Genomic DNA, 21,233 nt, shown 5'->3' with positions numbered 1-21,233 from the left:
CGGGATTCATCCGAAAATCTGAGGACGGTTACTGGTGTATTTCCAGCCACCCTACGGCGCCTCTGGCGCTTACCCCCCGAAGCAGGGAATGTACAACCCGGCGTTCGAAAAGGACGCTTGCGGCCTAGCCATGGTTGCGACCCTGCGCGGCGAAGCCGGGCACGACATCATTGCGCTGGCCCTCGAGGCCCTGCGCAACCTGGAGCACCGCGGAGCTATCGGCTCTGACGCTGGTACAGGAGACGGTGCAGGCATCTTGACGCAGATGCCGGACGCCTTCCTCCGCGCGGTCGCAGGTTTCGAACTGCCACCGGTGGGGGAGTACGCCGCTGGACTGGCGTTCCTGCCTCGCGACTCGAGCGAGCGCCGCCAGCAGAAGGCGGGAATCGAGAAGATCGCTCGTTCTGAGGGCATGCGTGTTCTCGGTTGGCGCTCGGTACCTACGGCCAACGAAAACCTCGGCAAGCTCGCCGACGAAGCGCGCCCCGCCTTCGAGCAGCTGTTCGTGAGCGCCGGTGGCGCCACCCACTCCGAAGCTCCCCTCACCGACATCGCGCTTGATCGCGTTGCCTATCGGCTGCGCAAGCGCGCGGGTCACGAGCTCGGTGCCTACTTCGTTTCGCTCTCTAGCCGTACCCTCGGCTACAAGGGCATGGTGACGACTCTGCAGCTGGAGCCGTTCTACCCCGATCTGCTAGATGAGCGCTTCGCCTCTGAGCTGGCTGTCGTGCACTCGCGGTACTCCACCAACACGTTCCCTTCGTGGCCGCTGGCACAGCCGCTGCGAATGCTGGCGCACAACGGCGAGATCAACACCGTCGGCGGAAACCGCAACTGGATGCGTGCACGCCAGTCCCAGCTTGAGTCTGAGCTGCTCGGCGACGTCGCCCCGCTGCTGCCGATCTGCACCGACGGGGCCAGCGACTCCGCTTCGTTTGACGAAGTGCTGGAACTCCTGACGCTCACGGGTCGTAGCCTGCCCCACGCCATCATGATGATGGTGCCGGAAGCCTACGAGAAGCAGGCCGACATTACGCCGGAGCTGCGCTCGTTCTACGATTACCACGCCAACCAAATGGAGCCGTGGGACGGCCCTGCCGCCCTCATCTTCACTGATGGCACGCTGGTCGGCGCGACGCTTGACCGCAACGGTCTGCGTCCTGGCCGTTGGACCGAGACGACAGACGGCCTTGTCGTTATCGGGTCAGAGACCGGTGTGCTGCAGTTCGAGCCGGAGCGCATCAAGCGCCGCGGCCGTTTGCAGCCGGGCAAAATGTTCCTGGTCGACACCGCGCAACGTCGCATTGTCGAAGACCAAGAGATCAAGCGCGAGCTCGCCACCATGCACCCGTGGCAGGAATGGCTGGATGCGGGCGCCGTACGGCTCGCTGATCTTCCTGAGCGTGAGCACATCGTGCACCCGCCCGCATCGATCACGCGTCGTCAGCGCACCTTCGGGTACACCGAAGAAGAGGTGCGTATCCTCCTCACTCCCATGGGGCAGACAGGCGTAGAGCCGCTCGGAGCCATGGGATCTGACACGCCAATCGCGGTGCTCAGCAAGCGCCCCCGGCTGCTGTTCGACTACTTCACGCAGCAGTTTGCGCAGGTGACAAACCCACCGCTGGATTCCATCCGCGAAGAGGTCGTCACCAGTCTCAAGCTCGGTCTGGGACCGCAGAGCAACCTGCTTACCTGGGGTCCAGAGCACACTCGCACTGTTTCGCTGGATTTCCCCGTTATCGACAACGACGAGTTGGCGAAGGTCCGTCACATCGACAAGGCGATGCCCGGTCGATCGAGCGTGACCATCCGCGGTTTGTACCACTTCGACGCCGGCCCAGAGACTCTGCAAGAGCGTCTGAGTGAGATGTGCGCAGAGGTCGACGAAGCGATCGCTGATGGTGCAGAGTTCATCATTCTCTCTGACCGTGACTCGAACAAGGATCTGACCCCGATCCCGTCGCTGCTTATGGTCTCCGCGATCCACCACCACCTGATCCGGCGCGAAAACCGGATGAAGGTGGGCCTCATCGTTGAAGCTGGCGATGTGCGCGAGGTGCATCACGTCGCGACGCTGATCGGTTACGGCGCCTCTGCCGTCAACCCGTATCTGGCGATGGAATCTGTGGAGCATCTCGTGCGCACCGGGTACATCACCGGCATCACGACCGAGAAGGCCGTCAAGAACCTGATCTACGCGCTCGGCAAGGGCGTGCTGAAGATCATGTCGAAGATGGGCATCTCCACCGTCTCCTCTTACGCGGGCGCCCAGGTGTTTGAGGCAGTGGGTCTCAGCCAAGAATTCATCGATGCCTACTTCACCCGCACTGAGTCGAAGCTCGGCGGCATCGGCATTGAAGAGATCTTCGCCGAGAACCAGGCGCGCCATGACTACGCATACCCCGAGGATGCTGCCGCGAGGGCGCACGAACGGTTGTGGACCGGCGGCGAGTACCAGTGGCGTCGCGATGGCTCACCGCACCTCTTCAATCCAGAGACAGTCTTCAAGCTGCAGCACTCAACGCGGACCCGTCGCTACGACATCTTCCGTGAGTACACCCAGCTTGTTGACGAGCAAGCGGCGGAGCTGAAAACTCTCCGTGGTCTCTTCAAGTTGCGCACCGGCACGCGCCGTCCAGTGCCGCTGGATGAGGTGGAGCCTGTCTCTGCCATCGTCAAGCGGTTCTCTACCGGCGCGATGAGCTACGGCTCGATCTCCCGGGAAGCGCACGAAACGCTCGCTGTCGCTATGAACAGCATTGGCGGCAAGTCGAACACGGGCGAGGGTGGCGAAGACCCAGACCGGTTGGTCGACCCGAAGCGTCGCAGCTCCATCAAGCAGGTGGCGTCGGGACGTTTCGGTGTGACGAGTCTTTACCTCACCGAGGCAGACGACATTCAGATCAAACTCGCCCAGGGTGCAAAGCCCGGCGAAGGTGGTCAGCTTCCGCCCACCAAGGTGTACCCCTGGGTGGCGCGCACGCGGCACGCGACCGCTGGTGTCGGGCTCATTTCACCGCCCCCGCACCACGACATCTACTCGATCGAAGACCTCAAGCAGCTCATCTTCGATCTCAAACGCGCTAACCCAGAGGCACGGGTGCACACCAAGCTGGTGAGCCAGTCGGGCATCGGTGCTGTGTCGGCCGGTGTCGCCAAGGCGCTGAGCGACGTCATTCTCGTCTCAGGACACGACGGTGGCACCGGGGCGAGCCCGATGAACTCGCTGAAGCACGCGGGAACGCCGTGGGAGCTCGGTCTCGCTGAGACCCAGCAGACGCTGATGCTCAACGGCATGCGTGATCGCGTTGTCGTGCAGGTCGACGGGCAGCTCAAAACTGGGCGTGACGTGATCATCGGCGCCCTGCTGGGTGCAGAAGAGTTCGGTTTCGCCACAGCGCCTCTCGTCGTCAGCGGCTGCATCATGATGCGCGTGTGTCACCTCGACACTTGCCCCGTGGGCGTTGCCACGCAGAACCCCGTTCTGCGGGAGCGCTTCACCGGGAAGCCAGAGTTCGTAGTGAACTTCATGGAGTTCATCGCCGAAGAGGTCAGAGAGCTTCTGGCAGAACTCGGCTACCGGTCGATCGACGAGATCGTCGGACGTGCTGACCTGATCGAAGTGAACGCGGCCGTAGACCACTGGAAGACCGAAGGTCTCGACCTCACGCCAGTGCTCGAGGGCCCCGCGTTCCCGGCAGGGGAGCCGCGCCGATTCGGGCGTCCCCAGGATCACGAACTCGAAAAGCACTTCGACGTGCAGCTCATCGATCTCGCCAAGGGTGCGCTCCTGAACGGTGAGCCCGTGGTGGCTGAGCTTCCGATCGCCAACACCGAGCGTGCCGTTGGCACAATGCTGGGTCACCAGGTGACCTCGCGTCACGGTGCTGACGGCCTCCCTCAGGGCACGATCGACATCACTCTGCACGGCACCGCAGGGCAATCGCTCGGTGCGTTCCTGCCGCCGGGAATCGTGTTGCGCCTGGAAGGCGACGCGAACGACTACGTGGGCAAGGGACTCTCCGGTGGAGACATCACGATCCGTCCGCCGCGTGGTTCTGCCATCACCCCACAGGAGAACGTGATCGCCGGCAACGTGATCGGATATGGCGCGACCTCTGGGTCGATGTTTATCTCCGGTGTGGTTGGTGAACGCTTCCTCGTGCGCAACTCGGGAGCAACGGCTGTCGTAGAGGGTGTGGGCGACCACGCGCTCGAGTACATGACCGGCGGTCTCGCTGTGATTCTCGGCACGACCGGGCGCAACTTCGGTGCGGGTATGTCCGGCGGCGTCGCGTATGTGCATGCCCTGAACACGAGCAAGGTGAACGCGCAGTCGCTGGGTAGTGGCGAACTGATGCTCGAGCCACTCGATCGCGCGGACCTTGAAATGTTGCGTGATCTTCTCGTCGCACATGTGGAGCGCACCGCGTCGCCCCGCGCGGCCGAACTCCTGGAGAACTTCGAGGAGTCAGCTGCAGAGTTCGTAAAGGTATTGCCTCGTGACTTCGCCGCCGTGCGAAATATGCGCGAGGAAGCTCTGGCCGAGGGGATCGACCCCGACGGCGACATCGTGTGGAACCGCATCCTGGAGGTGACTGGTGGCTGACCCCAAAGGCTTTCTGAAGGTAACCGAGCGGGAGCTTCCCGCACGACGTCCGGTGCCAGTGCGCATCATGGACTGGAAAGAGGTCTACGAGCCGGGCGACAAGGCGGTTCTGCGCCGTCAAGCAAGCCGGTGCATGGACTGCGGTGTTCCGTTCTGCCATTCCGGGTGCCCGCTCGGCAACCTGATTCCGGAGTGGAACGATCTGACGTGGCGGGGCGAAGGCCGGGAGGCCATCGAACGTCTGCACGCAACGAACAACTTCCCGGAGTTCACCGGCCGTCTGTGCCCCGCACCGTGCGAGAGCTCCTGTGTACTGGGCATCAATCAGCCAGCCGTCACGATCAAACAGATCGAAGTCTCCATCATCGACGAGGCCTTCGCCAAGGGGTGGGTGGAGCCAGAGCCGCCAGAGCGTCTCACCGGCAAAACAGTGGCAGTCGTCGGTTCAGGCCCCGCAGGCCTCGCCGCAGCCCAGCAGCTCACCCGCGCAGGGCACACGGTTGCTGTTTTCGAGCGTGATGACCGCATCGGCGGATTGCTGCGCTACGGAATTCCCGACTTCAAGATGAGCAAGACTCAGCTGGAGTCCCGTCTTCGCCAGATGCAAGAAGAGGGAACCCGGTTCCGTGCAGGTGTCGAAATCGGCAAAGACATCGGCTGGGCAGATCTGCGCGCGCGCTATGACGCCGTCGTGATCGCCACAGGTTCGACAGTGCCGCGCGATCTTCCGATTCCTGGGCGCGATCTCGACGGTGTGCACTTCGCCATGGAGTACCTGGTGGAGTCGAACCATGCGGTCGCGGGAGATAAGGTTCCAGACCAGATCAGCGCACAGGGCAAGCACGTGATCGTGATTGGTGGAGGCGACACCGGTGCCGACTGCATCGGCACGGCCCACCGCCAGGGCGCTCTGAGCGTCACGAACCTCGCGATTGGCAAGCAGCCGGGAGACACGCGCCCCGACCACCAGCCATGGCCCATGATGCCGACCCTCTTCGAGGTGCAGTCCGCACACGAAGAAGGTGGCGAGCGGATGTTCCTCGCCTCGACTGTTGAGTTCCTCGGAAACGACGTCGGGGAAGTGCGATCCCTCCGCGTCGCCGAGACCGAGTACATCGACGGACGCCGTGTGCCGAAGAGCGGCACAGAGCGCGAGATTCCCGCCGACCTCATTCTCATTGCGATGGGCTTCACAGGACCAGAGCAGGAGGGGTACACCGAAGACACCCTTCCGCAGGTCACAGAGCGCGGCTCCTTCCACCGTGAGCAGTCCTACGAGTCCACGGTTCCTGGTGTTTTCGTGGCTGGCGACGCTGGTCGCGGCCAGTCGCTTATCGTGTGGGCTATCGCTGAAGGCCGCGCAGCGGCAGCGAATGTCGACCGTTTCCTGATGGGTACCACCGTGCTGCCTGAGCCGGTACGCCCGAGCGATGTCGCGCTAGGCCTCCAGCCCGCGTAGGCTGAGCGCGGCACCGTCGCCTGATTTACCTTCCCCCACTTCTACCCTGGAGAATCTGTTGAGACGCGCGAAAATCGTCGCCACGCTGGGCCCCGCTACCTCCACCTACGAAACAGTGCGCGCACTGATCGATGCGGGGGTGGACGTCGCTCGATTGAACCTCAGCCACGGCGACTACTCCGTGCACGAGAACAACTATGCGAACGTGCGTCGGGCAGCCGACGACGCCGGCCGCCCCGTCGGCATCCTCGTTGACCTGCAAGGCCCGAAGATCCGCCTCGGCAAGTTCGAGAACGGCCCGTACGAGCTCGCAGCCGGCGACATCTTCAAGATCACTACCGAAGACATCATCGGCAACAAAGACATCTGCGGCACGACCTTCAAGGGTCTCCCGCACGACGTCAAGCCCGGTGACTTCCTCCTGATCGATGACGGCAAGGTGCGCGTGGAGGTCGTTGAGACCGACGGCGTGACTGTCACGACCAAGGTCATCGTTGCGGGCGCTGTGTCCAACAACAAGGGCATCAATCTTCCGGGTGTGGCCGTGAACGTCCCTGCGCTCAGCGAGAAGGACGAAGACGACCTGCGTTGGGGCCTGCGTATTGGCGCCGACATGATCGCCCTGTCGTTCGTGCGTAACGCCGCTGACGTGACCCGCGTGCACGAGATCATGGCAGAAGAGGGCGTGCGCGTTCCTGTGATTGCCAAGGTTGAAAAGCCGCAGGCTGTCGATGCCCTCGAAGAGATCGTCGATGCATTCGACGCGATCATGGTCGCCCGCGGCGACCTCGGCGTCGAACTGCCGCTTGAGGCAGTGCCGATCGTGCAGAAGCGCGCCGTTGAGCTGGCTCGTCGCAACGCCAAGCCCGTCATCGTCGCGACGCAGATGCTCGAGTCGATGATCAACAGCCCGGTGCCGACGCGCGCCGAGACTTCGGATGTCGCCAACGCCGTGCTCGATGGTGCAGACGCTGTCATGCTCTCTGGCGAGACCAGCGTGGGCGACTACCCGGTTGGCGTCGTTGAGACGATGGCCCGGATTGTCGAGTCCACAGAGGAGCACGGGCTAGAGCGCATTGCGCCGCTCACCGCGAAGCCTCGCACGCAGGGTGGCGCCATCACCCTCGCCGCCCTCGAAGTTGCCGAGTTCGTTGAGGCCAAGTTCCTCTGCGTCTTCACGCAGTCCGGAGACTCCGCTCGCCGTCTGTCGCGTCTGCGCTCGCGCATCCCGATGATTGCGTTCACGCCGGAGCCCGACATCCGCCGCCGCATGTCGCTCACGTGGGGCATCCGCTCCACACTGGTTGACGAGGTGCAGCACACCGACCTCATGTATCACCAGGTGGATGACTACCTGCTCAGCAACGGTCTCGCTGCGGAGGGCGACAAGGTCGTCGTGATCTCTGGTTCCCCTCCCGGAATCATTGGTTCGACCAACGACCTTCGCGTGCACAAGGTTGGCGACGCCGTGCACGGTGCCGCGCCGATCTACAAGGCTGGCGTCTGACACGAAGAACAGGGGAGGGGCGGGACTACGGTCTCGCCCCTTTCTCGTCCGGTCAGATAGTTTTTACATATGAGAGCGCATCGCCTGCTGAGGAGCACGTCATCGGCGTGCTGAGGAAGGCCGGCTGGTGGCTCGCTGACTACATCTACGCCGGCTACTGGCAGCTCCGCGCCGTGTGTGACCGCACCGATCCTGCGTCTTTTTCCTCAGGGAGCGCCGCGCACATCGTGGTGTTACCTGGCGTCTACGAGACCTGGAAGTTCATGCAGCCGCTGGTGGCGGCGATGCACCAACAGGGACACCCTGTGCACATTGTGGACACCCTGCACCGAAATCAGCGGCCAGTGGTCGACATGGCACGACGCGTGGACGAGTTCCTCGAAGTAAACGATCTCACCGACGTGATCCTCGTCGCGCACAGTAAAGGCGGGCTGGCAGGAAAACTCGTTATGACGGGCCCTGCAAGCTCCAGAGTGCGCTCGATGCTGGCCATCGCGACACCGTTCGCAGGGTCGCGCTATGCGCGCCTGATGCTCTCAAAAACTCTCCGGGAGTTTTCCCCAGAGAGCCCGTCGATCGTCGGCCTTGCCGAACAGCTGACAGTCAACGAGCGCATCGTTTCGATATACGCGCGCTTCGACCCCCACATTCCAGAGCGAAGCGAGCTGGCAGGGGCCAAAAATGTCTGCCTCGACACCGGCGGCCATTTCCGTATCTTGGCGCGCCCTCAGGTGATGGCGGAACTCGCCTCACTCGCTGGCTGACGACCATCAGTTCCGGGCGGCCGTCTGATGGGCCACCTCATATTGTGCCGGCGGTGGGACTCGAACCCACACGTCCTTTCGAACAAAGCATTTTGAGTGCTCCGCGTCTACCATTCCGCCACGCCGGCTTGTGCGTTGCGTCTACGACTTTAGCGCAGGAATGAGCATGTTTTGTCACGACGTGCGTCTAAGGGCTCTTGACAGTGCCTCTCCACTAGGATGGTTCTGTGACTGAGCAAGAAGAGCAGGCCGAGCAGCCCACGTCATCCGCACCCCGACGCGTCGTCGTCGCGGAGGATGAATCGCTGATCCGTCTCGATATTGTCGAGATTCTTCGTGACAACGGCTTCGATGTCGTTGGTGAGGCTGGTGATGGTGAAACCGCGGTTGCGCTGGCGACCGAGCTTCGCCCCGACCTCGTCATCATGGATGTCAAGATGCCCCAGCTCGACGGCATCAGCGCGGCAGAAAAGCTGCACAAGGGCAACATCGCCCCCGTGGTGCTCCTCACGGCCTTCAGCCAGAAGGAGCTCGTAGAGCGGGCGAGCGAAGCCGGTGCCCTTGCGTACGTGGTGAAGCCGTTCACGCCGAACGATCTGCTTCCCGCGATCGAAATCGCACTGGCGCGTCACGAGCAGATCATCACGCTCGAGGCCGAGGTCGCCGACATGGTCGAGCGCTTCGAGACCCGCAAACTTGTTGACCGGGCCAAGGGCCTACTCAACGAGAAGATGGGGCTCAGCGAGCCCGAGGCGTTCCGCTGGATTCAGAAGGCGTCAATGGACCGCCGTCTGACGATGCAAGATGTCGCCAAGGCGATCATCGAGCAACTCACGCCTAAGAAGTAGTCCGCTCTGCGGGTACTACCCGCCGGTGATCAACGCCCTGCCCGGGCTTCTTTGATCATGTTGGTGATGCGAATGGTGGAGCACCGGCGTCCCTGATCGTCTGTCACGACAATTTCGTGCACTGTCATGCTGCGCCCAAGGTGCACCGCGGTGCATACGCCGGTTACGACGCCAGACGTCGCCGAGCGCGTGTGAGTTGCGTTGATGTCTACTCCCACCGCAAGTCGGCCGGGGCCCGCATGCAGATTCGCCGCCATCGATCCGAGCGATTCGCCGAGCACCACATAAGCTCCGCCGTGCAGGAGACCGACGGGCTGGGTATTGCCCTCGACCGGCATCGTGGCGACACATCGTTCGACGCTGAATTCCGTGAATTCCATGCCCATTTTTTCGGCCAAAGCGCCCATGCCTCGCGCTGTCGCCCAGTCAAGTCCTTCGCTCATCGCGGCATCGCTCATGAATCCTCCTCAGCGGGTGTCTGTCGTCCTCGTTAGGCTGACAGGGTGACGGACTCCGCAAAGCCTACCCTCATGGTCGTCGACGGCCACTCGCTCGCCTATCGTGCATTCTTCGCCCTCCCGGTAGAGAATTTCACGACCAAAGATAACCAGCACACCAACGCCATCTACGGGTTCCTCTCGATGCTGGTGAATCTCATTAAGGCAGAGCAGCCCACCCATCTGGCAATTGCTTTTGACACCTCTCGTCACTCTTTCCGTACGGACGAGTATCCGGAGTACAAGGCGACACGGTCAGAGACGCCACAAGAGTTCCGAGGACAAATCCCTCTGCTTCAAGACTGCCTCGCGGCGATGTCGATTCCGGTGTTGACCAAAGAGGGCATCGAGGCCGACGACATTCTCGCCACGCTTGCCTCGCAGGGCGCAGAACAGGGATTCACTGTCCTCGTCGTCTCCGGCGATCGTGACACGATTCAGCTCGTGAACGACGACGTCACTCTGCTCTACCCGTCAGTGCAGGGAGTCTCGCAACTTAAGCGATACGACCCCAGCACTGTGCAAGAGCGATACGGCGTGCGTCCGGAGCAGTACCCCGACATCGCCGCCCTCGTCGGCGAGACGAGCGACAACCTGCCTGGGGTGCCGAAGGTCGGAGAGAAAACTGCGGTGAAGTGGCTGACGCAGTTCGGCTCACTTGATGAGCTGATCGCCCGCGCCGACGAGATCAAGGGTGTGGTGGGCGGAAACCTCCGTGATCACATCGAAGATGTTCGTCGCAACCGCAAGCTCAACCGTCTTCTTACCGATGTAGAACTTCCGGTCGGTCCTGCCGAGCTCGCAGCAACCCCCATCGATGCACAGGCAGTTCGCGACATTTTTGCTCGTCTCGAGTTCCGCACACTGCTCCCACGTGTGTTCGAAGCAGTGGGCGCAGGAGAAGTCGCTGACGATCCCGCATCTGCTGTCGTTCTCCCGACACCGGTCAACCTTTCGCCTGCAGATCTTGCAGCTTGGGCCGTGGCGCAGGGGAGTGAGGTCGCCGTGCGCTTCTCGCTCCAGAACGGCGTTCCGCTGCGAGTCGGCGCGGCCACTCTGACCGAGCTGCGCGAAACCGATTGGTCTGACACCGCCGCCGACGATCTACGCGGGTGGCTCGAATCTGATGCACCGAAGGTTTTCCACGACGCGAAACCGCAGGTAAAGGCGCTTATGCGTCAGGGCATTCGCCTCGGCGGGCTCGCCTACGACACCAGCTTGGCCGGATGGCTGTTGCGCCCGAGTTTTCCCGACAAGACGCTGGCCGATCTGGCGCAACGCTACCTGGGCGAGAAGCTTCCGGAGGCTGACCCGACACAGCTGGTCCCAGAAACTGAGGGTGCGACGCCTTCGCAAGAGGCTTGGTTTGCTCTGCGCGTCGCCGACGCGTTGCGGGAAGACATTCCAGAACCAGTCGCGAAGGTTTTGGTCGACATCGAGCTTCCGACGCTGCTCGCTCTCGCTGACCTCGAATTCGCAGGGGTTGCGGTGTCTCACGACGTGCTCTCGACCTTCTCCGGCGAGCTCTCAACCCGCGCAGAAGCTCTCGCCCAGGAAGCCTTCTCCGTTGTCGGCCGGGAGTTCAACCTCGGCTCCCCAAAGCAGCTACAAGAGGTCTTGTTCGAAGACCTCCAACTCCCCAAGACACGGAAGACGAAGACCGGGTATTCCACCGATGCCGCGGTGCTTGCTGATCTGCAGGAGAGCAACCCGCACCCGTTTTTGAGCCTGCTGCTACAGCACCGAGAAGCCACGAAGCTACGGCAGATCATTGAGTCTCTCGACTCGGCCATCGGCGAAGACAACCGAGTGCACACCACCTATGTGCAAACCGGAAGTCAGACAGGGCGGCTCTCCAGTACCGACCCCAACCTGCAGAACATTCCGGTGCGTACAGAAGAGTCGCGTCGCATTCGCAGCGCGTTCCAGGTGGGTGCGGGCTACGAAGCACTTCTTACCGCCGACTACTCGCAGATCGAGATGCGCATCATGGCGCATCTCTCGGGCGACGAAGGCCTGATCGAAGCGTTCAACAGCGGCGAAGACCTGCACCGCTTTGTGGGCGCTCGCGTGTTTGGTGTCGATCCGAGCGAAGTCACCTCTGCGATGCGCACCAAGGTAAAAGCGATGTCGTACGGTTTGGTCTACGGCCTCTCGGCCTTCGGACTCTCCAAGCAACTACGCATCGAACAGTCCGAGGCGAAGCAGTTGATGGTCGAGTACTTTGCCCGATTTGGCGCTGTGCGCGACTACCTGCGCGCCTCGGTAATCAAGGCCAAAGAGGTCGGCTATACCGAAACGATCTTCGGTCGCCGCCGACCATTCCCCGACCTCGCGAGCCCCAACAGGGTGCTTCGCGAGAACGCGGAGCGTGCCGCCCTAAACGCTCCGATTCAGGGAAGTGCCGCCGACATCATGAAGATCGCGTTGTTGCACATTCACGACGACCTTCATGCCGAGAAACTGTCTTCCCGAGTGCTGCTGCAGATCCATGACGAACTTGTTGTCGAGGTCGCTGCGGGGGAGTGGGAAGCCACAGAACGCATCGTGCGAGCCCGGATGGGCGATGCGGCATCGTTGACGGTTCCGCTCGATGTGCAGGTGGGGCGCGGAGGCGATTGGAACGAAGCCGCGCACTGATTCGGAGTACCGGCGCGGGAGCAGAGGGCACAAAAAGCGCGGGGCCTAGTCTGGAAGGTATGACTTTAGCCCCCCGCACCCCCTCTGCCATCGACGCCGTCGCCGATGAATGGGTCGACACGCTCGTCACGCTGGCTCCGACGCTGGGAACCTACATCGGCCGCGATGAGGTGAACGATCGGTTCAGCGACCTCAGCCCTGCAGGGCATGAAGAGGTTGCAGCCGCGACGCGGTCAACTCTCGACAAGCTCTCGGCCCTGGAGCCCGTCGATGCCATCGATGAGGTCACCAAAACAGACTTGAGCGCGGAACTCCGTCTCGATCTTGAACTGCACGACGCCAAGTGGCATCTGCGCGACCTCAATGTGATCGCCTCTGCTGCCCAAGACGTGCGGTCTGCTTTCGACCTCATGCCGACGGCAACGGCGGAAAACTGGGATGTCATCGCGACTCGCCTCTCGGCTGTTCCCGGCGCACTGCGCGGGTACGTAGAGACGCTCCGCGCAGGGATCGCCGAAGGCGTCACACCTGCCCGCCGGCAGGTGACAGAGGTCGCATCACAGATCGACCGCTATACCGCAGACGATGGATTCTTCGCCGCGTTCGTCGCCAACGCAGATCCGGACCAGGGGCAGCTTCCCGCGTCGCTCGCCCGCACGCTGTCCGACAACTCCGCGGCAGCACGCGTTGCGTACGACGAGTTGCGTCGATTCCTTGTCGAAGAGCTTGCTCCTGTCGCTAGCGACACCGATGCCGTCGGTCGTGATCTGTATGCGCTGAACTCTCGACGCTTCCTTGGCGCGACAATCGACCTCGATGAAACATACGAGTGGGGCCGCGAAGAACTCGCGCGCATGGTCGCCGAGCAAACGGCGATTGCCAACGAGATCTTGCCCGGTGCGACTGTTGAAGAAGCCGTCGCGCACCTGGAAGCCGACCCTGCCCGCAAGCTCATCGGAACGGATGCCCTGCAGAAGTGGATGCAGGAGACAAGCGACCGTGCGGTCGCAGACCTCGGCGCTTCACACTTTGACATCCCCGACGCGATTCGCACGATCGAATGCATGATCGCGCCGACGCAAGAAGGCGGCATCTACTACACCGGGCCGACGGACGACTTCTCGCGTCCTGGACGCATGTGGTGGTCTGTGCCCGAGGGCGTCACCGAGTTCGATACCTGGCGCGAACTCACCACGGTGTTCCATGAGGGCGTGCCTGGTCACCACCTGCAGATCGCGCAGGCAGTGCATAACCGCGCGGAGCTCAACTCGTGGCGGCGACTGCTTGCTGGCACCTCCGGACATGCGGAAGGGTGGGCGCTGTACGCCGAGCGCCTGATGGAGCAGCTCGGGTATCTCGACGACCCAGCCGATCGCCTCGGCATGCTCGACGGACAGCGCATGCGCGCGGCCCGCGTCGTACTCGACATCGGTATGCACCTTGGCAAGCCACGACTCGATGGCACCGGAACGTGGGACGCGGACTACGCGCTCGAGTTCATGCGCCAGAACGTGAATATGTCAGACCAGTTCGTCAAGTTCGAAGTGAACCGTTACTTGGGCTGGCCAGGGCAAGCTCCGTCCTACAAGGTCGGTCAGCGCATCTGGGAACAGGTGCGGGACGGTGTGATGGCTGAACAGGGCGACGCGTTCTCGTTCAAGGACTTCCACAAGCGCGCACTCGATCTGGGCGGTGTGGGGCTCGATACTCTGCGCAGCGCTCTGCTTCCGCGCTGACGGGGGTCTCCGTCGCCCTACGATAAAACGTATGGCTAACTCCGCCCTCCCGAGCCGTGCATCGCTGGCAGAACGTCTGGACGTTCTGCCGTTCACTCGTCGACACTTCCGGTTGCTTACCGGCTCGGGGGTCGGCTGGGCTTTGGACGCGATGGATGTGGGGTTGATTTCCTTCATCCTCGCCGCGCTGACCCAACAGTGGGGACTGAGTAAGGGCGAGGCCGGTTGGATCGCATCCGTCGGTTTCATCGGCATGGCCATCGGTGCCACGCTCGGCGGTCTGCTGGCCGACCGCTTCGGGCGTCGACAGATCTTCGCAATGACGCTCCTTATCTACGGCGTCGCCACCGGAGCCAGCGCGCTCGTTGGTGGCATCGCGGCACTGTTGGTTCTGCGTTTCCTGGTGGGGCTCGGTTTGGGTGCAGAGCTGCCCGTCGCATCGACATACGTCAGCGAGTTCGCTCCCGCACGCATCCGAGGCCGTCTCATCGTGGTGTTGGAAGCTTTCTGGGCGCTCGGGTGGACTGCGGCAGCCCTGATCGGATACTTCGTCATTCCGGCCTCCGACGACGGATGGCGCTGGGCCTTCGCACTCGGCGCTATCCCGGCGGCGTATGCCCTCTTCGTGCGTTGGCGCATGCCGGAGTCACCGCGCTGGCTCGCCTCACGTGGACGCATTGCCGAGGCCGACCGGATCGTGTCTGCCTTCGAAGCAGACGCCAGGGTAGGAAATGCACCGCTGATCAACAAAGAGCCGCCGTCTCGGGCGATCGCTGTGACGGCCCGAGCCCGTTTGACGACGCTGTGGAACCCGGAGTTCCGAGTCCGCACGCTGAGCCTGTGGGTGGTGTGGCTGGGGGTGAACTTCGCTTACTACGGCGCCTTCATCTGGATTCCCAGCATTCTGCTTGATGCGGGATTCGATCTCGTGAAGTCATTTGGTTTCACACTCATCATCACCCTCGCTCAGTTGCCGGGCTACGCGGTTGCCGCCTGGCTGATCGAGGTATGGGGGAGACGTCTCACCCTTTCTGTCTTCTTGCTTGGATCCGCTGTCGCGGCTGTAATCTTCGGCACAGCCACGACTGAAGGCGCGATTATCGGCGCCGGTATGGCGCTGTCGTTCTTCAATCTCGGAGCTTGGGGCGCGCTATACGCCGTCACGCCGGAGATCTACCCCACCTCGCTCCGTGGCACCGGGGCAGGATGGGCGGCCGGCGTCGGGCGCATCGCGTCGATCGTGGCGCCACTCTCGGTGCCTGTGTTGCTCGTTGCCGGGGGAGCACCGCTTCTCTTTGCTGTGTTCGGATTCTGTTTTCTCGCCGCAGCGGCCGCTGCTTGGGGACTTGTGGACCGTGGGGGCGCTGCGCTCGACGATCGGTGACGCCACGAGGGGCCTGACCGCAATAGGCTGGAACGATGGCAGATGTACGCTTCGTAGCAATCGGCGACTCGTTCACGGAAGGCGTCGGTGACGTTCTTCCCGATGGGCGGGAGCGCGGCTGGGCTGACATCGCGGCACAGGGCTGGGCAGATGCAGCAGGGCACTCTATCCAGTACGCGAACCTCGCCATTCGAGGCAAGCTGGCCTGGCCCATTGTGGAGCAGCAGCTGGAGCCGGCACTTGCGCTGAAGCCTACGCACCTCTCCTTCAACGGCGGCGGCAACGACATGCTGCGACCACGCACTGACCTTGAGCACATCGCCGATGCTTTTAGTCGCGTCCTCCGACGATGCGATGAAGAGGGAGTCACCACCATCCTCCTGTCGGGAGCAAACCCCAGCGCACAACTGCCGATGGGTTCGCTCGTGCACCGACGGGGTGATGCCCTCTCTGAGGCGGTGTTGCGGCGGGTAGAGGATCGACCCGATGTCGTGCGCGCCCTCAACTGGCACGATCGTGAGCTCGCCACTGGCACCTACTGGTCTCACGACCGGCTGCATATGAATGCAGCGGGCCATCACCGAGTGGCTGCCCGCGTACTGCAAGGTCTCGGCTATGAGCCTCCGAAAGACTGGTGGGCGCTGAACGAGAATTTCCAGGGTGGACCGTCTGGCCTCGCCTACTACCGCGAATTTGTCGGGCCGTGGGTGCGACGTCGCGTAACCAAGACCTCCTCTGGTGATGGGCGCACTGCGAAGTTCCCCGCATGGGTCGAACTGCCACCTTCATGACTTCGCACCCGCCACAGCCATGAGTGACTTCGAGTTCTCTCGCATCGCCGCCGGCGCGGTGACCTTGCATGACGCTCGTCGCGAGGAACACCGTCAGGTGGTGCTCGACGCATTCGAGATCGCTGTGTATCCGGTCACGCAGGAACAACTCGCCGACGTCCTCGGGATTCCGGTGGCGCATCCCCATCGACCGGCCACGGATCTCAGCTGGCTACGCGCCGTGCACTTCTGCAACGCTGCCTCGGAGTGGGAGGGCCTTGACCCTGTGTACCTCTTCGACGGTGAAGAGGTCAGCTGGGATACCACCGCTGACGGCTTTCGATTGCCCACAGAAGCGGAGTGGGAGTTCGCGTGCCGCGCTGGCTCTAATGGCCCGCACTATGCCCCGCTGGCTGATGCCGCATGGACCGCTGCCGATGGAGTTGCCTCCCCGCAAAACGTGGGAGGAAAGCTGCCGAATCTGAACGGACTTTTCGACACCCTCGGCAATGTATGGGAGTGGTGCTGGGACTACCTCGATCCCGCTCGCTACAACGACTACCGCGTCTTCCGCGGCGGCGGTTTCGCCGACGATGCGTGGAGCGTACGAGCATCCGTTCGGCGCGGGGGAGCGCCTCGCATGCATCACGATGATGTCGGCTTCCGCCTCGCTCGCGGCGCATTCGATACCCCTCACGAAGCCCAAGGCTGGTCTGCCAAGGCTGACCGCGAGCGTGAGCTGCAAGATGGTCCGCTACCTTCCGGCTGGACGCCTCGTCGCAGCTAGCACGAGGTAGAGAGCGCCTAGCGCTGACGCTCGGGATCTAGCCCCATGCGAATGCGCGTTCGCTTGCGTTCGATGAGGATGAACGTCGTGCCGATCAGCCACAGGGGGATCGGCATCAGGAATGCGACACGGAACGCGTCTAGGGAGTACGTCTCGGGGGTACCAGCGCCCTGGATGTCGAGGGCGAGGCCGATCAAGAAGATCGCGATGAGTGCGGCGATAAAACCGCCAGCATTCGTGACGCCAGTGGCTGTGCTGAGCCGGTGGCTGGGGTTGTGAGTACGTGCGTGGTCGAACGCGATCATTGACGCCGGGCCACCGGTAGCGAGCGCCACGGCCAACACGTAGAGCAGCCAGATCGGCGCGGTGTCCGGAAGCGCAATCACGGCGATCCACGCGGTCATCTGCACGGCCACCGCTGGCAAGACGAGTGCGAGCGATCGATAGGTCGGAAAGCGACGGGATAGGTCACCAATGATCGGTCCGATGAGCATGCCCGCAACGACATATACAGAGATCACACCAGCAGCATGTGCCGTGTCGAGCCCTTCAGCGGCGGTCAAGAACGGCATGCCCCAGAGCAGCACGAAGGCGGTTCCAGCGAATGGCGTGGTGAAGTGCGACCAGAATGCGAGACGTGTGCCAGGGTGCGCCCACGCCGCCCGAATGCCAACCCCGGTATCGATGGCGGATGTCACCACGCGGATTACTCCGGTGTCGGTGTTCACCGAGACATCGGCACCGCGCTCTGGAGGGTGGTTGCGTATGACAAGGGCAACCAAAATACTAAAGAGCACGCCGAGTCCGGCGATGCTGCCAAACGTGATCGTCCATGTCGTTGCATGCAACAGGGCAGCGACGGGAACCAGCGCAACAAGCTGCCCTGACTGACCGATAATTCCGGTGAACTGCACCATGATGGGTCCCCGCTGTGCAGGAAACCAGGTGGCGACCAGGCGCAGCACCGCGGGGAAGATGGCAGCGTCTCCGGCGCCCAGCAGCACACGCGCAACCAGCGCGACGCCAATGCTGGGGGAGAGGGCCATCGTCAACTGGCCAGCGGCCATCAACAGCATGCCGATAGTCATGATGGGTCGCGAACCGAACCGGTCAAGCAGAATCCCCACCGGAATCTGCATCCCGCCATAGACAGCAAGCTGCACGACGGCGAACAACGCCAGTGTCGACGCATCGGCCTGGAACCGGTCTGCCGCTTCCACTCCCACCGCACCGAGCGAGGTGCGGTTAGTGATCGCGAGAACGTACGCGGCGACACCGACCGACCAGATCACCCATGCGCGCCAGCCCGGCGTAGAGACGGGGGAGCGGGAGACTTGTTGCACGTCCCAACGCTACTCCTGTGTTGCACAGCGATGTCGGCACACCGGTACGCCAAATTAGGCCACGGAGGAGTGGTGACCTTGGAATTCGGCTCGGTACGTCAGATACAGCGGAATTGCGGCGAGAAGCAGGATTGCTGAACCGACCCATCCGCTCGTATCACGGAGGTCGGGCATGACGAATATGGCAGCTGTACCGACCGCGACAAGAACGCCAGCCAACGCCCCGTAGAGCCACATCCCATAGAGGGAGATGAAGGTGAGGTAGTGCGCGCCCACGATGATCAGAGCCGCCGGTAGAAACAGCGACGGTTCGAGGCTGCCGAGCGCGATCGCGACGAGTAACCCCAACGGCACGGTGAAGGCACTCTGGATTGCGAGGGAGATAGATGGGTGCCCCTGGGGGAGAGCGGCAGGACCGCCCATCAGCTTGAGCACCAGAGTCGAGAGAGGCATTATCAACACTCCGCCGAGGAACAAGACGGCACCGTCACGACGAGAATGCCAGATCTATCTTCTTGCGACGCCAGAAGACGCGCGGAGAAAATGTCGTCTCACTTTTACGCCACAACATAAAGTTCCCGACGGGGATTTGTGGCGGAGACCGCCGCAGATAAGTCACGCGTTCGACGACTGGAGAGTATTCATGAGAGTGACCCGACGGCAGCTACTTGGGGGAGCGGCCACATTCGGCTTGTTTGGCGCGATCGCTGGGCCGGGGGCAGGCGCTGCGCAAGCGGCGGGACCGCAGTATCCGTTCCTCGTTCCGGAGCTCTACCGGCCGATCCCCGATGCACCAGATCACTCGGAGGCCCTGGTCATCGGGACCGGTTTTGGTGCGTCGATTACAGCCGCACGACTCGCGTCCTCTGGCGTGTCCGTGACGATGTTGGAGCGGGGGTCAAAGTGGCCGACGAGCTCCTGGCGACCCATCTTTGCCAATGACGCACTGCCAGACGGTCGTGCCTACTGGCGAAGCAGAGGTGTTCCTCCGCTGACCGGAGCACCGACGGTCCCTACTGACAGCTACGGCGGAGTGCTGGAGGTGACAACGCACGGGACGCTCTCTGTATGGCGAGGGTCGCTTGTCGGCGGAGGGTCCATGGTGTTCACCGGCGTGATGATCCAGCCTGAACAGCGTCATTTCGAAGACCTATTCGGCAGCACTGTGCCCTTCGAAGAGATGAACTCCACGTACTACCCGCGTGTGCGCAACCGCCTCAACCTCAGCACCTTGCCCACGAAGCTTTACGAATCTAGGCCATTCACCCACTCACGAATCTGGGACGCCGACGCACGGAAAGCCGGCTACTCTCCGAAGAAGATCGAGGGCTTATGGAACTGGGACACCGTCGCGAAGGAGCTACGGGGTGCCTCACGGCCGTCGGCCATCAAGGGGGAGTCGAACCTCGGAAACGCCAACGGCGCAAAATTCGACCTCAACCAGAATTACTTGTTGGACGCACAGGCAACTGGCCGTTGCAAGATTTACGCAAGACACGAAGTCACCTCGGTATCTCGAGCCGCCGACGGGCGCTACGTCGTGACGATCGACAAGCTTGACCCGGCGGCGCGAGTGCTTAAATCACGCACGCTCACCTGCGACCGTCTCTTCCTCGGGGCGGGCTCAATGGGCACGTCGGAGTTGCTTGTCAAAGCCAAGGCCACCGGAGCCCTACCGAACCTCAACGAGCACGTCGGAAAAGGGTGGGGCAATAACGGCGACGCGGCGCTTGTGCGCGGTCTGACCACCGCCGGAAACGGCCTGGTTCAGGCGGCGCCCTCAGCCTCGATGATCAGTGATTCCCAGTCGCTGCCGGTAACTTTGGAGAACTGGTACGTTCCCGGTCTGCCTCTCGACATGTCGCTCATCGGATCGCTCGGAATGGTCATGGATCCGACTCGCGGCGAGTTCGTTTTCAACTCTAAGACCAGCAAAACGGAACTCATCTGGCCCGACAATGGCAATGCCAATGTCGTGGCGGCACTGCGCGCCGTACACAACCGGATAGCGGCGGCAGCCGGCACCGGCGTCGGTTTCCCACTTGCGGGAGTGCCTGACGTCAATGCGAGCTTTACCGCACACCCACTCGGGGGAGTAGTGATCGGCAAAGCTACGGATGACTACGGGCGAGTCCGGGGCTACGACGGCCTCTACGTTGTAGACGGAGCACTAATCCCCGGTAGTACCGGGGCAGTAAATCCATCGCTGACGATTTCGGCTTTGGCTGAACGCAACATCGAACAGATCATCGCAGCGAAAGGTTGACGGCTTATAACCGGCGTTCTGAGGAGACGGGAGACGCGCCACCGTTTCAAACTGACATAATGTGCATTATCGGATATCGATCAGCTTGGGTCTTGTTCTTAGGACGTCATGCCTAATTCACTCTGGCCGCCGCGCTAGACTCCGGCGCGATTGCATCTCAGAACGCGACCTGACGACCGTGTGCAAGTCAGGGAATAATGAGGTCGCCGTCTCGCGCTTCGACGGGCAGGTACTTTGCGATGTGGCTTATATCGCGTTGCGAGCCATCGCTGTCCACAAGGTGGAGCACCGCACTGCAGGACATTTCCCTGGCGCTCTCGCGGAGGAGATCGATCGCTGCTTCCGCCTCAGAGGCACTGAGACCGTATTTGTCAGGTCGCAGGACGACGGTCGTGAGGCACTCGCCGGCATCGGCGTCGAATACCGTTAGTGCGGATGCGAACTCGTAAGGCACTGTCGCCACAACTGCTTTATCGACCTCGGGTTGCACGGACGATGCAGGAGCTGCGCAACCGACCAGACCAAGCGCAATTGCCATCAACATGACCCACAGAGCCCGCGACCCGCTAACCGTTGAGCGCACGGGCCACGATGATGCTCGGACGCCGGATCGGAAATCT

General features: G+C 62.4%; 15 protein-coding genes and 1 tRNA gene. 11 read left to right on the top strand and 5 right to left on the bottom strand.

Annotated features, from left to right (window positions below):
• The first annotated feature begins 88 nt into the window (after positions 1 to 88).
• The 4 genes from gltB to AB0O87_RS10210 all read left to right on the top strand — a co-directional run bounded on the left by gltB (position 89) and on the right by AB0O87_RS10210 (position 8,342).
• A complete protein-coding gene (gltB, locus tag AB0O87_RS10225; protein WP_363516204.1) occupies positions 89 to 4,612 on the top strand; it encodes a glutamate synthase large subunit in 4,524 nt (1,507 codons plus the stop codon).
• Positions 4,605 to 6,071, top strand: coding sequence for a glutamate synthase subunit beta (locus tag AB0O87_RS10220; protein ID WP_363515051.1), 1,467 nt, complete (start codon positions 4,605 to 4,607; stop codon positions 6,069 to 6,071). The genes gltB and AB0O87_RS10220 overlap by 8 nt, the downstream gene beginning before the upstream one ends.
• 58 nt (positions 6,072 to 6,129) lie before the next feature.
• Positions 6,130 to 7,578, top strand: a complete 1,449-nt coding sequence (gene pyk, locus AB0O87_RS10215; protein WP_363515048.1) for a pyruvate kinase — start codon at positions 6,130 to 6,132, stop codon at positions 7,576 to 7,578.
• 107 nt (positions 7,579 to 7,685) lie between these two features.
• The gene (locus tag AB0O87_RS10210) at positions 7,686 to 8,342 is read left to right on the top strand and encodes an alpha/beta hydrolase (protein ID WP_363515045.1); all 657 of its coding nucleotides are present in this window, start codon (positions 7,686 to 7,688) and stop codon (positions 8,340 to 8,342) included.
• A 45-nt stretch (positions 8,343 to 8,387) separates the two neighbouring features.
• Here the strand turns inward: AB0O87_RS10210 and AB0O87_RS10205 are convergent.
• Positions 8,388 to 8,470, bottom strand: a tRNA-Leu gene (locus AB0O87_RS10205).
• A gap of 99 nt (positions 8,471 to 8,569) precedes the next feature.
• On the opposite strand from AB0O87_RS10205, the gene AB0O87_RS10200 reads away from it, so the two are divergent.
• Positions 8,570 to 9,190: a response regulator gene (locus tag AB0O87_RS10200; RefSeq protein WP_363515042.1), complete on the top strand. Its 621-nt coding sequence runs from the start codon at positions 8,570 to 8,572 to the stop codon at positions 9,188 to 9,190.
• Positions 9,191 to 9,219: 29 nt separating this feature from the next.
• Here the strand turns inward: AB0O87_RS10200 and AB0O87_RS10195 are convergent, their stop codons facing one another.
• Positions 9,220 to 9,648: a hotdog fold thioesterase gene (locus AB0O87_RS10195; protein WP_363515039.1), complete on the bottom strand. Its 429-nt coding sequence runs from the start codon at positions 9,646 to 9,648 to the stop codon at positions 9,220 to 9,222.
• Between the two features lie 45 nt (positions 9,649 to 9,693).
• Between AB0O87_RS10195 and polA the strand changes: the two genes are divergently transcribed.
• The 5 genes from polA to AB0O87_RS10170 are packed head-to-tail and all read left to right on the top strand — an operon-like array spanning position 9,694 to position 17,004.
• Positions 9,694 to 12,327: a DNA polymerase I gene (gene polA, locus AB0O87_RS10190; protein ID WP_363515036.1), complete on the top strand. Its 2,634-nt coding sequence runs from the start codon at positions 9,694 to 9,696 to the stop codon at positions 12,325 to 12,327.
• A gap of 59 nt (positions 12,328 to 12,386) precedes the next feature.
• On the top strand, positions 12,387 to 14,063 hold the full coding sequence (locus tag AB0O87_RS10185; protein WP_363515033.1) for a DUF885 domain-containing protein: 1,677 nt from the start codon (positions 12,387 to 12,389) through the stop codon (positions 14,061 to 14,063).
• Between the two features lie 31 nt (positions 14,064 to 14,094).
• A complete protein-coding gene (locus AB0O87_RS10180; protein WP_363515030.1) occupies positions 14,095 to 15,447 on the top strand; it encodes an MFS transporter in 1,353 nt (450 codons plus the stop codon).
• A 35-nt stretch (positions 15,448 to 15,482) separates the two neighbouring features.
• On the top strand, positions 15,483 to 16,238 hold the full coding sequence (locus AB0O87_RS10175; RefSeq protein ID WP_363515027.1) for an SGNH/GDSL hydrolase family protein: 756 nt from the start codon (positions 15,483 to 15,485) through the stop codon (positions 16,236 to 16,238).
• Positions 16,239 to 16,257: 19 nt separating this feature from the next.
• Positions 16,258 to 17,004 (top strand): SUMF1/EgtB/PvdO family nonheme iron enzyme, encoded by a 747-nt coding sequence (locus tag AB0O87_RS10170; RefSeq protein ID WP_363515024.1) that lies wholly within the window; start codon positions 16,258 to 16,260, stop codon positions 17,002 to 17,004.
• A 17-nt stretch (positions 17,005 to 17,021) separates the two neighbouring features.
• Here AB0O87_RS10170 and AB0O87_RS10165 read toward each other — a convergent pair whose 3' ends face one another.
• Together AB0O87_RS10165 and AB0O87_RS10160 are read right to left on the bottom strand one after the other, a co-directional pair.
• Positions 17,022 to 18,347: an MFS transporter gene (locus tag AB0O87_RS10165; protein ID WP_363515021.1), complete on the bottom strand. Its 1,326-nt coding sequence runs from the start codon at positions 18,345 to 18,347 to the stop codon at positions 17,022 to 17,024.
• 54 nt (positions 18,348 to 18,401) lie between these two features.
• Positions 18,402 to 18,800 (bottom strand): hypothetical protein, encoded by a 399-nt coding sequence (locus AB0O87_RS10160; RefSeq protein ID WP_363515018.1) that lies wholly within the window; start codon positions 18,798 to 18,800, stop codon positions 18,402 to 18,404.
• Between the two features lie 190 nt (positions 18,801 to 18,990).
• On the opposite strand from AB0O87_RS10160, the gene AB0O87_RS10155 reads away from it, so the two are divergent.
• The gene (locus AB0O87_RS10155; RefSeq protein WP_363515015.1) at positions 18,991 to 20,613 is read left to right on the top strand and encodes a GMC oxidoreductase; all 1,623 of its coding nucleotides are present in this window, start codon (positions 18,991 to 18,993) and stop codon (positions 20,611 to 20,613) included.
• A gap of 187 nt (positions 20,614 to 20,800) precedes the next feature.
• Here the strand turns inward: AB0O87_RS10155 and AB0O87_RS10150 are convergent, their stop codons facing one another.
• Positions 20,801 to 21,151 carry a hypothetical protein gene (locus AB0O87_RS10150; RefSeq protein WP_363515012.1) on the bottom strand — a complete coding sequence of 117 codons (351 nt, stop codon included), beginning with the start codon at positions 21,149 to 21,151 and terminating at the stop codon, positions 20,801 to 20,803.
• Between the last annotated feature and the right edge of the window lie 82 nt (positions 21,152 to 21,233).

Source organism: Microbacterium sp. NPDC076768 (assembly GCF_040687205.1).
Lineage (GTDB): Bacteria > Actinomycetota > Actinomycetes > Actinomycetales > Microbacteriaceae > Microbacterium.
This window is presented reverse-complemented; position numbering and strand designations above follow the sequence as displayed.

Coding starts and splice junctions, on each gene's coding strand:
- gltB (WP_363516204.1), top strand. CDS start 89: ATGTACAACCCGGCGTTCGAAAAGGACGCTTGCGGCCTAGCCATGGTT.
- AB0O87_RS10195 (WP_363515039.1), bottom strand. CDS start 9,648: ATGAGCGATGCCGCGATGAGCGAAGGACTTGACTGGGCGACAGCGCGA.
- AB0O87_RS10185 (WP_363515033.1), top strand. CDS start 12,387: ATGACTTTAGCCCCCCGCACCCCCTCTGCCATCGACGCCGTCGCCGAT.
- AB0O87_RS10180 (WP_363515030.1), top strand. CDS start 14,095: ATGGCTAACTCCGCCCTCCCGAGCCGTGCATCGCTGGCAGAACGTCTG.
- AB0O87_RS10175 (WP_363515027.1), top strand. CDS start 15,483: ATGGCAGATGTACGCTTCGTAGCAATCGGCGACTCGTTCACGGAAGGC.
- AB0O87_RS10170 (WP_363515024.1), top strand. CDS start 16,258: ATGAGTGACTTCGAGTTCTCTCGCATCGCCGCCGGCGCGGTGACCTTG.
- AB0O87_RS10160 (WP_363515018.1), bottom strand. CDS start 18,800: ATGCCTCTCTCGACTCTGGTGCTCAAGCTGATGGGCGGTCCTGCCGCT.
- AB0O87_RS10155 (WP_363515015.1), top strand. CDS start 18,991: ATGAGAGTGACCCGACGGCAGCTACTTGGGGGAGCGGCCACATTCGGC.
- AB0O87_RS10150 (WP_363515012.1), bottom strand. CDS start 21,151: ATGGCAATTGCGCTTGGTCTGGTCGGTTGCGCAGCTCCTGCATCGTCC.